The 13536-nt window shown below is 73.4% G+C and carries 11 protein-coding genes and 1 pseudogene; 11 read left to right on the plus strand and 1 reads right to left on the minus strand.

Features of this window, described 5'->3' with window-relative positions:
- Positions 1-47: 47 nt before the first annotated feature.
- From QA802_RS27205 to QA802_RS27220, 4 genes are read left to right on the plus strand one after another with little or no spacing between them, the layout of a single operon-like run.
- Entirely contained in the window at positions 48-617 is a 570-nt protein-coding gene (locus tag QA802_RS27205) for a MauE/DoxX family redox-associated membrane protein (RefSeq protein ID WP_334527785.1), read from the plus strand.
- Entirely contained in the window at positions 614-1165 is a 552-nt protein-coding gene (locus QA802_RS27210; RefSeq protein ID WP_334527788.1) for a TlpA family protein disulfide reductase, read from the plus strand. The genes QA802_RS27205 and QA802_RS27210 overlap by 4 nt, the downstream gene beginning before the upstream one ends.
- Positions 1162-2994, plus strand: coding sequence for an ABC transporter ATP-binding protein (locus tag QA802_RS27215; RefSeq protein ID WP_334527791.1), 1833 nt, complete (start codon positions 1162-1164; stop codon positions 2992-2994). Before QA802_RS27210 ends, QA802_RS27215 begins: the two co-directional genes overlap by 4 nt.
- A complete protein-coding gene (locus QA802_RS27220; protein WP_334527793.1) occupies positions 2991-3473 on the plus strand; it encodes a S26 family signal peptidase in 483 nt (160 codons plus the stop codon). The genes QA802_RS27215 and QA802_RS27220 overlap by 4 nt, the downstream gene beginning before the upstream one ends.
- Here QA802_RS27220 and QA802_RS27225 read toward each other — a convergent pair whose 3' ends face one another.
- Positions 3474-4055, minus strand: a complete 582-nt coding sequence (locus QA802_RS27225; RefSeq protein WP_334527796.1) for a Uma2 family endonuclease — start codon at positions 4053-4055, stop codon at positions 3474-3476. It lies immediately after the preceding gene.
- A gap of 202 nt (positions 4056-4257) precedes the next feature.
- On the opposite strand from QA802_RS27225, the gene QA802_RS27230 reads away from it, so the two are divergent.
- The 7 genes and pseudogenes from QA802_RS27230 to QA802_RS27260 all read left to right on the plus strand — a co-directional run bounded on the left by QA802_RS27230 (position 4258) and on the right by QA802_RS27260 (position 13530).
- Positions 4258-6402, plus strand: a complete 2145-nt coding sequence (locus tag QA802_RS27230; protein WP_334534917.1) for a DEAD/DEAH box helicase — start codon at positions 4258-4260, stop codon at positions 6400-6402.
- A 275-nt stretch (positions 6403-6677) separates the two neighbouring features.
- Positions 6678-7985, plus strand: a complete 1308-nt coding sequence (locus QA802_RS27235) for a DUF4190 domain-containing protein (RefSeq protein ID WP_334527799.1) — start codon at positions 6678-6680, stop codon at positions 7983-7985.
- A gap of 147 nt (positions 7986-8132) precedes the next feature.
- Positions 8133-8885 (plus strand): GntR family transcriptional regulator, encoded by a 753-nt coding sequence (locus tag QA802_RS27240; protein ID WP_334527801.1) that lies wholly within the window; start codon positions 8133-8135, stop codon positions 8883-8885.
- A 420-nt stretch (positions 8886-9305) separates the two neighbouring features.
- Positions 9306-9485 (plus strand): annotated as a pseudogene (locus tag QA802_RS27245) (SPOR domain-containing protein); the annotation flags it as partial.
- 162 nt (positions 9486-9647) lie between these two features.
- Positions 9648-10058 carry a (deoxy)nucleoside triphosphate pyrophosphohydrolase gene (locus tag QA802_RS27250; protein ID WP_334527804.1) on the plus strand — a complete coding sequence of 137 codons (411 nt, stop codon included), beginning with the start codon at positions 9648-9650 and terminating at the stop codon, positions 10056-10058.
- A gap of 112 nt (positions 10059-10170) precedes the next feature.
- Entirely contained in the window at positions 10171-10599 is a 429-nt protein-coding gene (locus QA802_RS27255; protein WP_319164824.1) for an ATP-binding protein, read from the plus strand.
- A 312-nt stretch (positions 10600-10911) separates the two neighbouring features.
- On the plus strand, positions 10912-13530 hold the full coding sequence (locus tag QA802_RS27260) for a SpoIIE family protein phosphatase (protein ID WP_334527811.1): 2619 nt from the start codon (positions 10912-10914) through the stop codon (positions 13528-13530).
- Positions 13531-13536: the final 6 nt, after the last annotated feature.

Below are 13536 nucleotides of genomic sequence, written 5' to 3' on the forward strand. Positions count from 1 at the left end.
CGCCCCGTGCCCGCGCCGGCCCGGCATCCCTCCCTCCGGAGTCACCCTTGTCCGACCTGCTGCTCGTCTGCCGCCTGACCCTGATCTGCGTGCTGGCCGTGGCGGGCCTCGCCAAGCTGCGCGACCGCCGCCGGTTCGCCGCGGCACTGGGCGACCTCACCCGCCTGCCCGCCGCCGCCCGCCCGGCGCTCGCCGTCCTGGTGCCCGCGGCCGAACTCCTCGCCGCCGTGCTCCTCGCCGTGCCCCGCACGCTCACCGCGGGTCTGGTCGCCGCCGCCGCCCTGTGCACGGCGTTCAGCGCCGTCGCCGTCACCACCATGCGGCGCGGCAGCCCCGCCGGCTGTCCCTGCTTCGGCAGCAGGACCACCGTGCCCATGGGCCCCTGGCACGTCGCACGCAACGCCGTCCTCACCGCGCTCGCGGTTCTCGGCGGCGCCGTCGCCCTCACCCACGGCACCGCCACCGACCTCGACGCCCCGGCGCTCGGGCTCGCCGTCGCGGTCGCCGGCTACCTCACCACGCTCGCCGTCTTCACCGACGACCTCGCCTCCTTCTTCTCCGCCCGCCCCGGCCGACGTCCCGCACCGACCGACGCTGAAAGGACGATCACGCAGTGAGCCACGCCATCGCCGGCCTCGCCCTTCTCGCGGCGGTCACCCTCGTCAACGCCCTTCTCACCGTCGCCGTCAGCAAACGCTGGCGGACCGCGATGGCCCCCGCTCCGGCCGCCGCGCCCCCGGGTCCGCCGGCCCTCGCCGTCCGGGAAGGCGACCGCACGCCCGCGTTCACCCTGCACACCCCCCGCGGCGAGGTCGGCGAAGCCGGTCTGGCCGGGCACCCCGCCCTCATCTGCTTCCTGCGCCCCAACTGCGGGCCCACCAGGGACAGCCTCCCCGGAATCCAGCGCTGGGCCGAGGCGAACACCCCGTCAGGCGCGCGGCTCGTCGCCGTCGTCAGCGGACCGCCCGCCGACGCCGGCCCCCTGCTCGAAGTGGTCGGCCCGCTCACCGAACTCACCGCCACCGAGCCCCCGAACGGTCCGCTCGCCGCGGCCTTCGGCGTCCGTCACCACCCCTCGTTCGTCCTCCTCGACGCCGACGGGACCGTCACCGGGACGGGCATCGGCCAAGGGTCCCTGCCCGCGCTCGACCCCGTCACCGCATGAGCGGGTCCGCCGCCTCCCGCCCCGGCGAATTCCTGCGCGGTCTCGGCGCCGTGCTCGCCCTCACCGTGCGGTCCTGCCCCGGGGCCCTCGCCGCCCGCGTCGCCGCCGTCGTCATCGCGGGCACCGCCCCCGTGGCCGCCTCCTGGCTGCTCAAGTACGTGGTCGACAGCCTCACCGCGGACGGGTTCCGCGCCTCGGACCTCAACTGGGCCGCGGCCGGCATCGGCCTGCTCACGGTCCTCCTCGCCGCCGCCTCGGCCGTCTCCTCCTACGCCGACGGCCGCATCCGCCGCGCCACCTCCACCCGGGCCCAGAGCGAGCTCCTCATGGCCGTCAACCGGCTCAGCGGTCTGTCCAAGCTCGAACAGCCCGCCTTCCACGACCGGGTCCAACTCGCCGTCCAGAGCGCGCAGGGGGCCGAGCGGCTGGTCGGCGCGGCGCTCCAGGGCGCCCAGAGCGTCCTCACCCTGGCGGGATTCCTGACCAGTCTCCTGCTCGTCAGCCCCACCCTGGCCGCCGTCCTCGTCGTCGCGGCCGTCCCGGCCCTCTTCGCGCACCTGGCCAACAGCCGGCACCGCGCGGACATGTTCTGGCGCACCAGCAGCCTCGCCCGCCGCCAGATCTTCTACCGAGGGCTCCTCACGGACACCCAGGCGGCGAAGGAGATCCGCCTCTACGGCCTCGGCGGATACTTCGCGGAGCGCCTGCGCACCGACCTCGACAGCATCAACCGGCAGGAGGAACGGCTCGACCGCCGCCTCGTCACCTACGAGACGGCCCTCGCCGTCCTCGGCGCCGGCGTCTCCACCGGCGCGCTCGTCTGGGGCGTGCACCAGGCAGCCGTCCACGCCCTCACCGCCGGTGACGTGTCCCTCCTCGTCGCCGCCCTCGCCGGCATGCAGACGGCCCTCGTCGGCCTGGTGGGATGCATCGCCCAGAGCCACCAGACGGCCCTGATGTTCAGCCACTACCTGCACGTCGTCGAGGTCGCGGACGACCTCCCCGCCCCGGCCGCGCCGATCGCCCCGCCGCCGCTGAGCCGGGGCCTCGAACTGCGGGACGTCTGGTTCCGCTACACCGACGACGGACCGTGGATCCTGCGCGGAGTCAGCCTGTCCGTTCCGCACGGCACCAGCCTGGCCGTCGTCGGGCTCAACGGGGCCGGCAAGAGCACCCTCGTCAAACTGCTGTGCCGCCTGTACGACCCGCAGCGCGGCAGCATCCACTGGGACGGCATCGACATCCGGGACTTCCCCGCGGACCAGCTCCGGACGCGGATCAGCGTCGTCTTCCAGGACCCGATGGAGTACGACCTCACCGCCGGGGAGAACATCGGCCTCGGCGACCTCGGCTCCCTCCACGACCACGGCCGCATCCGTGCCGCCGCCGACGACGCGGACATCCACACCGCCCTCACCCGCCTCCCGCAGGGGTACGACACCATGCTCAGCCGGATGTTCTTCCCCGACGACACGGAAGACACCGGCGCTGGCGTCCAGTTGTCGGGCGGCCAGTGGCAGCGCCTCGCGCTCGCCCGGGCGTTGATGCGTTCCGAACGCGATCTCATGATCCTCGACGAACCCGGCACCGGCCTCGACGCGGTCGCCGAACGCCACGTCCACGACCGGCTCACCTCGCTCCGCCGGGGCGCGACGAGCATCCTCGTCTCCCACCGCCTGGGCACCGTGCGTGCCGCGGACGCCATCGTCGTCATCGCCGACGGAACCGTGCGGGAGGCGGGCACCCACGAACAGCTCATGACCGCCGACGGCGCCTATGCCGAGCTCTTCACCACACAGGCCCAGGGCTACGAGGAGACCGTCCGGTGACGGCCGCGGCCCCGCTGCTCCTCACCGCGGCGGCCCTCCTCGTCCTCGCCGGGGCCCTGCTGCTGGCGCGCGGGCGGCTGGTGGCCGTGACCGTCCGCGGCTACAGCATGTCGCCGACCCTCATGCCCGGCGACCGGCTCCTGCTGCTCCGCGGCAGACGCCGGGTCGCCACCGGCCGGGTGGCCGTCGTCGTCGCACCGCACCCCGAGCACGGCTGGGGCACCGTCACGGGCCCGGCGCCCGACCTGTGCGACGGGTGGTACGTCAAACGCATCGTGGCCGTCGCCGGAGAGCCCGTGCCGCGCTGGGCCGGCCGGTGCCCCGGCACGCACGTGCCGCCGGGGATGCTCGTCCTCCTGGGCGAGCAGCCGGGCTCCAGGGACTCCAAGCAGCTGGGCTACTGCCCCGAGGACAAGCTCATCGGGACCGTCCTGTTCCGCCTGCGGGCAGCCGTGCCCGCGGCTTCGTACACGCCCTAGTCAGACGCGCCGGGGCGGGGTCAGCTTGTCGAGGTCCAGGCTGATCTCGAAGGGCACAGGGCGCGTGAGGGAGCCCCGGAAGATGCCCGCGGGCGCGTAGGAACCGGTCGGCTCGTCGAGTTCGTAGACGTGGACGACGGGATCCCCGTCCTCGTCCTCGATGCACCAGTAGTGCGCGATGCCCGCTTCCGCGTACTTGCGGAGCTTGACCGTGCGATCCCGGTGCGCGGACTCGGGTGAGACGACCTCGATGACGAGCTTCACGTCCTCCGGGGCGTACCAGGTGCGGTCGGGGTCGTAGGGCAGGTTCGTCAGCAAGAGGTCCGGCTCGGGGCGATTCCGGGCATCGAGGCGGATCGTCATCTCCCGCTCGACCTCGATGCCGGGCGGTGACTGTGCCATGAGCGTGGTGGTCAGGGCGGTGACGAGGCGGCCGTGCCAGGCTCGCTGCGGCGACGTCATGAAGACGAGGGCTCCGTCGATGAGCTCGGTGTGGCGTGGCGCCTCGGGGAGGCGGTCCAGGTCCTCCGCGAACCAGCCTTCCGCACGCGGTGGGCGCATCCAGTCGGGCAGTGCGGTCATGGCTCAACGGTAGCGACTCGGTGAGGCGCGGGCCACGAGATCGTCACCGGTCCCGGACCGGCCTCTCCCGGCGGCGGCCGGTGGTCGGTGCGGACGTGCGTGCTGTTCGTCGTCAGCCGTACCCCGCAGGGTCCAGGACGTCCCGTCCGATGCGAGCATGGGAGGTGTTCGGTGCGCGGGTGAGGGGGCGGGCGTGACACGGATGGGGGAGCTCTACGCGGACGGTATGCGGTTGTACGACGCCGCCCTCGCGTTGCGGACCGACCACGCCCGTGCCGTGGACGCCGTCCGTGCCGCTCACGCGCCGCTCAGGGACGCGCTCGTCGCCGCGGAGCTCGGGTCCGTCGCGCTCACCCGGCTGAAGGACGTCACCGAGGGGCGGCTGCGGCTCGCGGCGGTCGAGGCGGCCGGCTTCGGCTCGGTCCGGGAGGTGTACGAGGCCGGCCGTCACCAGCTCCGGCTGATCCCCGGCGTCGGCGCGCAGACCGCCGACCAGGTCCTCGCCGCCGCCCGGCAGATCGCCCGCGCGGTCGGGGAGACCGTCTCCGTGCGGATCGACGTCGACCACCCCGAGCCCGCTACCGCCGCCCTGGTCGGCGCGTTGTACCGGCTCGTCGAGGCCGGCCCCGGGCTGCCCCGCGCGGTGGCCGCCGCCGAACGGTACGAGAAGCGGCTCGGCGAACTGCTGCCCGCGGCCCGCCCGGCGACCAGCCGGCTGCGGCTGGCCCTCGCCGGACGGCCCCGCCGGGGGGCCGCGCGCGCCGCCGTCACCGAACTGACCGCGCTGACGGCCGAGGCCGCCGAGACCGGCGTGGCGCTGCACCTCGCGCAGGCCACCGCCGACCTGCTGCGCGAACCGGCCTCCGAGTTCGAGCCGTGGGTCGACTTCGAGGTGCGCTCGGCGGAGTACTACAGCGTGCTGGCGGCGATCTGCGCCCACCCGTCGGACACCGCGGCAGCCGAGGGTTTCGTGCCGTCGGACGTGGCCGAGCAGGTGCACGCGCAGCCGCTCGACGACACCCACCGCCGGGTCTCCCTGCGCGGCTACCAGGCGTTCGGCGCGCGGTTCGCGCTGGCCCGGCGCCGGGTCGTCCTCGGGGACGAGATGGGGCTCGGCAAGACGGTCCAGGCGATCGCCGTGCTCGCCCACCTGGCGGCCGAGGGCCATGCCCACTTCCTGGTGGTGTGCCCGGCCGGCGTGCTCATCAACTGGACCCGGGAGATCCGCGCCCGCAGCACGCTGACGGCGGTGCCGGTGCACGGACCGGACCGGCGGGACGCCTACGCCGACTGGCGCGAGCGCGGCGGCGTCGCCGTCACCACCTTCGACGTGCTGCACACCCTGCCCGAACCGGACGGCGCACCGCCGCCCGGACTCCTCGTCGTCGACGAGGCGCACTACGTCAAGAACCCCGAGACCCGGCGCGCCCGCTCGGTCGCGGTGTGGACCGGGCTGTGCGACCGCGTCCTGTTCCTCACCGGCACGCCGATGGAGAACCGTGTCGAGGAGTTCCGCGCCCTGGTGCGCTGCCTCCAGCCCGAACTCGTCCCCGCGGTCCACGACAGCTACGCGGCCGCCGGCCCGCAGGTCTTCCGCAAGGCGGTCGCCCCCGCCTATCTGCGCCGCAACCAGCAGGACGTGCTCACCGAACTGCCCGCGCTGATCCACGTCGACGAGTGGGAGGAGTTCAGCGCCGCCGACGAGGACGCGTACCGGGCGGCGGTCGCAGCCGGCAACTTCATGGCGATGCGCCGGGCCGCGTACGCCGACCCCGAGAAGTCCGCCAAGCTCCAGCGGCTGCGCGAACTGGTCGGGGAGGCCGCGGAGAACGGCCTGAAGACCGTCGTGTTCTCCTACTTCCGCGACGTCCTCACGGCGGTCCGGGGCACGCTGGGCGGCGACGTGTTCGGGCCGATCGCCGGCGACGTCCCGGCCGTCCGGAGGCAGCGGCTCGTGGACGACTTCACGGCCGCCGGGGGCCCCGCGGTGCTGCTCTGTCAGATCGAGTCGGGCGGCGTGGGACTCAACCTCCAGGCCGCGTCGGTGGTCGTCCTGTGCGAGCCGCAGATCAAACCGACCCTGGAGCACCAGGCCGTGGCCCGGGCGCACCGCATGGGACAGGTGCGGGCGGTCCAGGTGCACCGCCTGCTGGTCACCGACAGTGTGGACGACCGGCTGCTGCGCATCCTCGAGAACAAGACCCGGCTGTTCGACGCCTACGCCCGCCGCAGCGACACGGCGGAGGCGACGCCGGACGCGGTCGACGTCTCCGACGACGGCCTCGCCCGCCGGATCGTGGAGGAGGAGCAGCTCAGGCTCGCCGGCCGGCCGCACGACGCCGGGTAGCGCGGCGTCGTCCCGGGTGCCGGGTGTCAGCGGCCCCTGCCAGACTGACCCGGGCGACGCGACGACCGGCTACCGGCTACCGGTTGACGGTCGCCGGTCGAAGGAACCAGCTCGGCCGTCGTTCGCACCACCGATGTCCACCACCGATGTCCACCACCGGTCCCGGCGGTCGGCCGTCCCCGGTGACCGCGACACCCGTCAGCGCGCCCGCCCGACCGCCCGACCGCCCGATCGCCCGAACCGTCCGGCCCGTCTGAACCAGGAGCACGGTACTCGTGTCCATACCTCCGCCCCCGGGGCCCCACCAGCCCCAGGACCCGTACCAGCCTCCGCCCCCGCAGGGCCCCTACGCGCAGGGTCCCTACCCTCAAGGCCCGGTCCCCCAGGACCCGTTCACCCCGCCCCAGCAGCCGTCCCCGTACACCCCGCACGACCCGTACGCCCGGGGAGCGTACCCGCAGGCCCCCTACGGGGCGGCGCCCTACCCGGTCTGGGGGCAGGGGTACAGCCCCTACGGGCGGCCCTCGGCCATCAACGGCGTGGCCATCGCCGCCCTCGTGCTCGGCATCCTCTGTTTCCTGCCGGCCGTGGGCCTGGTGCTCGGGATCATCGCGCTGGCGCAGATCAAAAAGCGCGGGGAGCGCGGCAAGGGAATGGCGATCGCCGGCGCCGTCCTGTCCAGCGTCGGACTCGCGCTGTGGATCCTGATGCTGGCCACCGGCGGAGCCTCCGAGTTCTGGCAGGGGTTCAAGGAGGGCGCGAGCCAAGGCGCGGGCTCCAGCTTCTCGCTCGCCAAGGGCGACTGCTTCGACGTGCCAGGCGACATGCTCGGCAAGGACGTCTACGACGTCGACGACGTGCCCTGCTCCGGCGAGCACGACGCCGAGGTGTTCGCCACGGTCCCGCTGCCCGGTGGCGACTACCCCGGCGAGGACGAGGTCGTGGAGGTGGCCGACGACAAGTGCTACACGCTCCGGCACGCCTACGCGATGGACACCTGGGCGGTGACCGAGGAGGTCGACGTCTACTACCTCACGCCCACCTCCGAGAGCTGGGACTGGGGTGACCGTGAGATCACCTGCGTCTTCGGCAACGTGGACGACGGCGGCACCCTCACCGGCTCGCTGCGCGCCGACGAGACCACCCTGGACGCCGACCAGCTGGCCTTCCTGAAGGCCATGGCCGCCGTCGACGAGGCGCTCTTCGAGGTGCCGAAGGATCCCCCGCAGGACGACCTGAAGGGCAACCGGACCTGGGCCGGGGACGTCGGCGACGTCACCGCCGCGCAGGCGGCCGTGCTGAGCGGCCGCACCTGGCCTGCGACGGTCCGGGCGCCGATGGCCGCCCTGGTGAAGGACATGCAGCGGTCGAGCAAGGAGTGGGCGGCGGCGGCGAAGGCCTCCGACGTGGACGCCTTCAACCAGCACTACGACACCGCCGACAAAGTCGTGGACGGCACCACGACCGTCACCGCGCGCGAGGCTCTGGGCCTGGCCACCACCCCGCCCGACTACGACGAGGACTTCGGCGATTCGAGCGGGGGTACCCGCGGAGGCGACGGCGACAGCGGCCTCGATGTGTGATCACGTCCTCAGCGGGGAGAAAGTGCCTGGGTGAAGCGTTTCGCCGACTGATGTCATCACATCGAGTGATTCTCTGGCCTTTACTTGCACGGCTCAACCCACGGTTGCCAGGCTGTAGCTGTCTGTACAACCTGACGGGAGTGGCCAGTGACATTCGGTGAGCAGCCGGCGTATCTGCGTGTCGCGGGTGATCTTCGCAAGAAGATCACCGACGGGTCGCTGCCACCGCACACCCGACTCCCCTCCCAGGCGAGAATCCGCGAGGAGTACGGCGTCTCCGACACCGTCGCTCTCGAGGCGCGCAAGGTGCTGATGGCCGAGGGGCTGGTCGAGGGCCGTTCCGGTTCGGGCACGTACGTGCGCGAGCGGCCCGTGCCCCGCCGGATCGCCCGCTCCGGCTACCGGCCGGTCAGCGGCGCGACACCGTTCCGGCAGGAGCAGGCCGAGGCGCACACGCACGGCACGTGGGAGTCCAGCAGTGAGCAGACCGAGGCGGGCGTCGCCGTGGCGGAGCGGCTCGGCATCCAGACCGGCGACCGCGTGATGCGCACCAGATACGTCTTCCGCGAGGCCGGCGAGGCGATGATGCTGTCCACCTCGTGGGAGCCCCTCGCGGTCACCGGCCGCACCCCCGTCATGCTGCCCGAGGAGGGGCCGCTGGGCGGCATGGGCGTCGTGGAGCGGATGCGCGCGATCGACGTCATCGTCGACAACGTCACGGAGGAGGTGGGCGCACGGCCCGGCCTCGCCGAGGAACTGCTCGCCCTCGGCGGCGTCCCCGGACATGTCGTGCTGGTCGTGCAGCGCACGTACTACGCCTCTGGCCGCCCGGTCGAGACGGCCGACGTGGTGATCCCCGCCGACCGGTACCGGGTCGCCTACCACCTGCCGGTGAAGTAGCCGCCCCACCGTGCACAAGTCCCGCCTGCGAAGGCGGTCGCCGGGCCGGGCGGTGCGGTAGCGCATGCGCTACCGACGGCGCACACCCTTCCGGCAGTTGCCTCCGGAAACCCCACGCCCCGGGCCTGCTCACACGCCGTCGGAATCCGGTCGTTTCCGGACGTTCCCGCAGGTCGTCCCCTAGGTGCCCAGACCCTCGCCGACCGGACACGTCGCGGCGCGCGCACGGCGCGTCCGGCCTCGTGCGCCCCCTGCGCGCTGGCTGGTTGCGTACCTCTTTGTGTAAAGCCGTGTTCGCTGCGTAAAGGTAAGGCGTAGGCTCGGGCATATGCGGATTGCGGTTTCCTTGGAAGGCGGGGCGCACGGCGTGCCGCGGACGGGATCCGGGCGGGCGGGGGCAGGAAGGGGGCGTGCGGCGCGATGAACGACGGCACCATCTCTCTGCCTTGGCACGTGGTACGGCAGGACGACAACGGCAATCGCTACCGCGTGGGCCGGTACGCGACCCGGGCCGAGGCCCAGAAGATCGCGGACAGCCTCGACGGCCGAGGTCACAAGCAGCTGTACTGGGTCGAGCGCGTCGGCCAGCAGGGCCACGGGCAGAGCCAGGGGCAGGGCACGGGCCAAGTCCCGGCGCAGCCCCCGGGTCCGGGCCGGGTACAGGCCCCGGCACAGGCCCCGGCGCAGGCGCACAACGGAGACGGCACCCGGAACTGAACCGTCGTCCCGCCCAGTTGCCCCGCCTCCCGTAGGCTCCGGCGCATGACGGAACGGATCGTGGTGGTGGGAGCCGCCCTGTTCGACGACGACGGCCGACTGCTCGCCGCCCGCCGCAGCGCCCCACCGGACCTCGCCGGACGCTGGGAGCTGCCCGGCGGCAAGGTCGAGGAGGGTGAGGCGCCCGACGCGGCTCTCGCGCGCGAACTGCGTGAGGAACTCGGCGTCGCCGCGGAGGTCGTCGAGTGCGTGCCGGGGGAGTGGCCCCTGAAGTCGCCGTACGTCCTTCAGGTGTGGAGCGCGCGGTTGCGCCCCGGCTCCGCCGCCCCCCGTCCCCTCCAGGACCACGACGCGCTGCGCTGGCTCACCCCGGACGAGATCTGGCACGTCGACTGGCTCGAGCAGGATGTTCCCGCGGTCCGCGCGATCCTCGCGAGGGTTTCGGGGGTCCGCTGACCGGCGGCCGGGGTGCGGCGGGTACGCCGTTCGCCCCACGCGCGCCGCGCACGGCGGTACTGTCCACTGGATATCGGGTATGTGCCCATTAACCCCATGAAATCGGACAGGGGTGTACTCGCTGGCCCGGGAAGTGATCGGCGTGATCGACACCGAAGGCGACCGCGCCGAGTGGACGTTCCCCGCGGACCCCGGCGCGGTGCGCACCGCTCGCCGCGCCGTGCGCGAGCAGTTGCGCGACTGGGGCCTCGACAGCGTGGGCGACCTCACCGCGCTTTTGGTCAGCGAACTCGTCACCAACGCCCTGCGGCACGCCACCGGTCCCATCGGCGTCCGCCTGGTCCGTCCCGCGCGGCTGGAGGGCGTCCTCCTGGTCGAGGTCTCCGACCCGCTGCCGGATCCGCCCCGTGAGCGGATCGCCCGGCCCGAGGACGAGAGCGGGCGCGGACTGCAACTGGTCGCCTCCTCCTCGCGCCGCTGGGGCACCCGGCCGGGAGACACCGGCAAGACGGTGTGGTTCGAGCTCGCCGTGCCGGATTGACGCGCCCCGGCGCGGGGATGAGCCGGTGTACAGCGGGGATGAGCCTGTGCACAGCGGCGCTGAGCCCGGTGTACAGCGGGGGCGGCGGTGTCACCGTCGGGTTCCGGTCGCCGACCGGTGCCGCAAGGTGGGGTTCGACGACGTGTCCGCTGGTTAGAAGACGGGAAGTGTCGTCGCAGGACGGGCCGGAAAGAGCCTGGACCGTGCTGTGATCGTGAACACCGTGTCGTGCGGCCCCGTAGTGCTGGATACTGCGGGCAGCCGCCGCCGGTGACCGGTGCCGGGCGCGGTGAGCTGGAGGGGACGGTTCGCGTGAGCGAGATACCAGCGAAGGCCACGGAGTCCGAGGACCCGTCGGGCAACGCGAGGGCCGAGGCCGTCGTGCCCGGCGATCTCCCGGGCGGCGAGGCGCCCGGCGACGCCATATGGCAGAGCAGCCCACCCGGCTCGATCTACGACTACATCAAGGTCGCCTCCTTCTCCATCGGCCCCGACGGTCTCGTCGACCAGTGGAGCCTGCGCGCCGAGCAGATCTTCGGCATCCCCGCCGACCGGGCCGTGGGCATGGACCCCATCGACGCGTTCATCGACCCGGACCTGCGCGAGCGCGGCCAGCGCAAGATGGCCGAGATCCTCGACGGGCGCGAGTGGACCGGCGTGGTCCCGTTCCGGATGCCCGACCCGGTGCCCGGCGGCGGGCGCGGCGAGCAGGGCCTCGCCGAGGTGTACGTCATGCCGACGCGCAGCCTGGACGGCGAGAAGGCCGCCGTGTGCATCGTCGTCGACGTCCGCACGCTCCGCAGCATCGAGACGGACCTCGCCGCCTCGCAGGCCATTTTCAGCCAGTCCCCGTTCGGGTTCCTGCTGATCGACCCCGAGCTGCGGGTCCGCCGCGTCAACCACCGGTTCGCCTCCGTCTTCGGCGGCACCCCCGACGACCACCGCGGCAAGGGCGTCCACGACTACCTGCCCCGGTCCGAGGCCGACCGGGTCAGCGCCACCCTGCGCCGGGTGCTGCAGACCGGCGACTCCATCACGGACATGCACGTCACCGGTTTCGTGCCGGGTTCCGACGAGCGCCGCCACTGGTCGATCAACCTCTACCGCGTGCACAGCGGCAGCGGCCGCCCCATCGGCGTGGCCTGGCTCGGCACCGACGTCACCGCCCGCCGCGCCGCCGCCCGCGAGGCCGCCGCCGCCCGGCGCAATCTCGCCCTGCTGAACGACGCGGGAGCCCGCATCGGGAACTCCCTCGACCTGGAGACGACCGCGCGCGAACTCCTCGACGTCGTCGTGCCCGGCTTCTGCGACCTCGCCACCGTCGACCTCTACCAGGGGCTCCTGGCCGGCGACGAGACCCCGCCCGGCCTCGCCGACGGCAGCGCCGAACTGCGCAGGGTCGCCTTCTCGTCCGCCGTCTCCGACGCGCCCTTCCGCGGCGCGGGCGCCCCCGTCGCCGTCGGCGCGGTCCACCACTTCCCGTTCAACTCGCCCTGCGCCGACGCCCTGCGCACCGCCCGCCCGCAGTCCATCCCCGGCGACGAGGGCGGCCTCGTGCAGGGCACCCTCGCCGTCCCGATGGTCGCCCACGACACCGTCGTCGGCCTCGCGCAGTTCTCTCGGACGAAGGGCAGCGAGCCGTTCGGGGACCGGGACCGCGCGCTGGCGGTGGAGCTGGCGGCGCGGGCGGCGGTCTGCATCGACAACGCCCGCCTGTACCGGCGCGAGCACGAACGGGCGCTGATACTGCAGCGGTCGCTCCTGCCGCCCGGCGACCCGGTCGCGTCCGGCCTGGACATCGCCTGCCGCTACCTGCCCGGCAACGTCTCCACCGGCCGTCCCAGCGAGGTCGGCGGCGACTGGTTCGACGTCATCGAACTGCCCGGCCACCGCACCGCGTTGGTGGTGGGGGACGTCATGGGCCGCGGACTGCGGGCGGCGGTAGCGATGGGTGAACTGCGCACGGCCGTCCGCACACTGGCCCTGCTGGACCTCGAACCGGCGGAGGTGCTCTCCGCGCTGGACGAGATCGCCCGCGGCCTCGGCACCCCCGGAGGCGTCCAGCAGGCCACCCGGGCCGCCCGCCGCCCCCGCGAGGCCGACCTGTCCGAGGTGTACCTCGCGACCTGCGTCTACGCGGTCTACGACTCGGTGACCCGCCGCTGCACCTTCGCCAACGCCGGCCATCTGCCGCCGGTGCTCGTCGAGCCCGGCGAGCAGGCGCTGATGCTCGACGTGCCGCCCGGCATGCCGCTCGGCGTGGGCGGCGAACCCTTCGAGGAGGTCGAGGTCGAACTCCCCGAGGGCGCGCTGCTGGCGCTGTACACGGACGGCCTGGTCGAATCCCGCGACCATCCGCTGGACGAGGGCCTCAACGCGTTCGTGGGAGCTCTCACCGATCCCTCCGCACCGCTCGAGGACGTCTGCGACCACGTTCTCAGCACCCTCGACTCGCACCACGGCGAGGACGACATCGCGCTGCTGATGGCCCGGGTGCAGGGCCTGCCCGCCGACTCGGTCGGCGACTGGACCCTGCCGCGCGAGCCGCGCAGCGTGGGCCGGGCGCGGGAGCACGCGCGCGGCCGGCTGCTCGCCTGGGGCCTCGAACCCCTCGTCGACACGACGGAACTGCTCGTCAGCGAACTCGTCACCAACGCACTGCGGTACGGCGAGGGCGAGATCAGACTGCGGCTGCTGCTGGACCGCACCCTGGTCTGCGAGGTCTGGGACGCCGGCCTCGTCCAGCCGCGCCGGCGCCGCGCCCGGGACACCGACGAGGGCGGCCGCGGCCTCCAGCTCGTCGGCCTCCTCGCGGCGGCCTGGGGCTCCCGCCGGACGCCGCGCGGCAAGACGGTGTGGTTCGAACTGCCGCTGCCGGACGGCGAGACGGGCCTGACCGACCCGGCGGAGGCACTGCTGAGCCTGTTCTGACCGTTC

This window comes from Streptomyces sp. B21-105, assembly GCF_036898465.1.
Classification (GTDB): domain Bacteria; phylum Actinomycetota; class Actinomycetes; order Streptomycetales; family Streptomycetaceae; genus Streptomyces.

Excerpts from the sequence above, each read along its gene's own strand:
- QA802_RS27215 (WP_334527791.1), top strand. The coding sequence starts at position 1,162 with ATGAGCGGGTCCGCCGCCTCCCGCCCCGGCGAATTCCTGCGCGGTCTC.
- QA802_RS27225 (WP_334527796.1), bottom strand. The coding sequence starts at position 4,055 with ATGACCGCACTGCCCGACTGGATGCGCCCACCGCGTGCGGAAGGCTGG.
- QA802_RS27230 (WP_334534917.1), top strand. The coding sequence starts at position 4,258 with ATGGGGGAGCTCTACGCGGACGGTATGCGGTTGTACGACGCCGCCCTC.
- QA802_RS27250 (WP_334527804.1), top strand. The coding sequence starts at position 9,648 with ATGACGGAACGGATCGTGGTGGTGGGAGCCGCCCTGTTCGACGACGAC.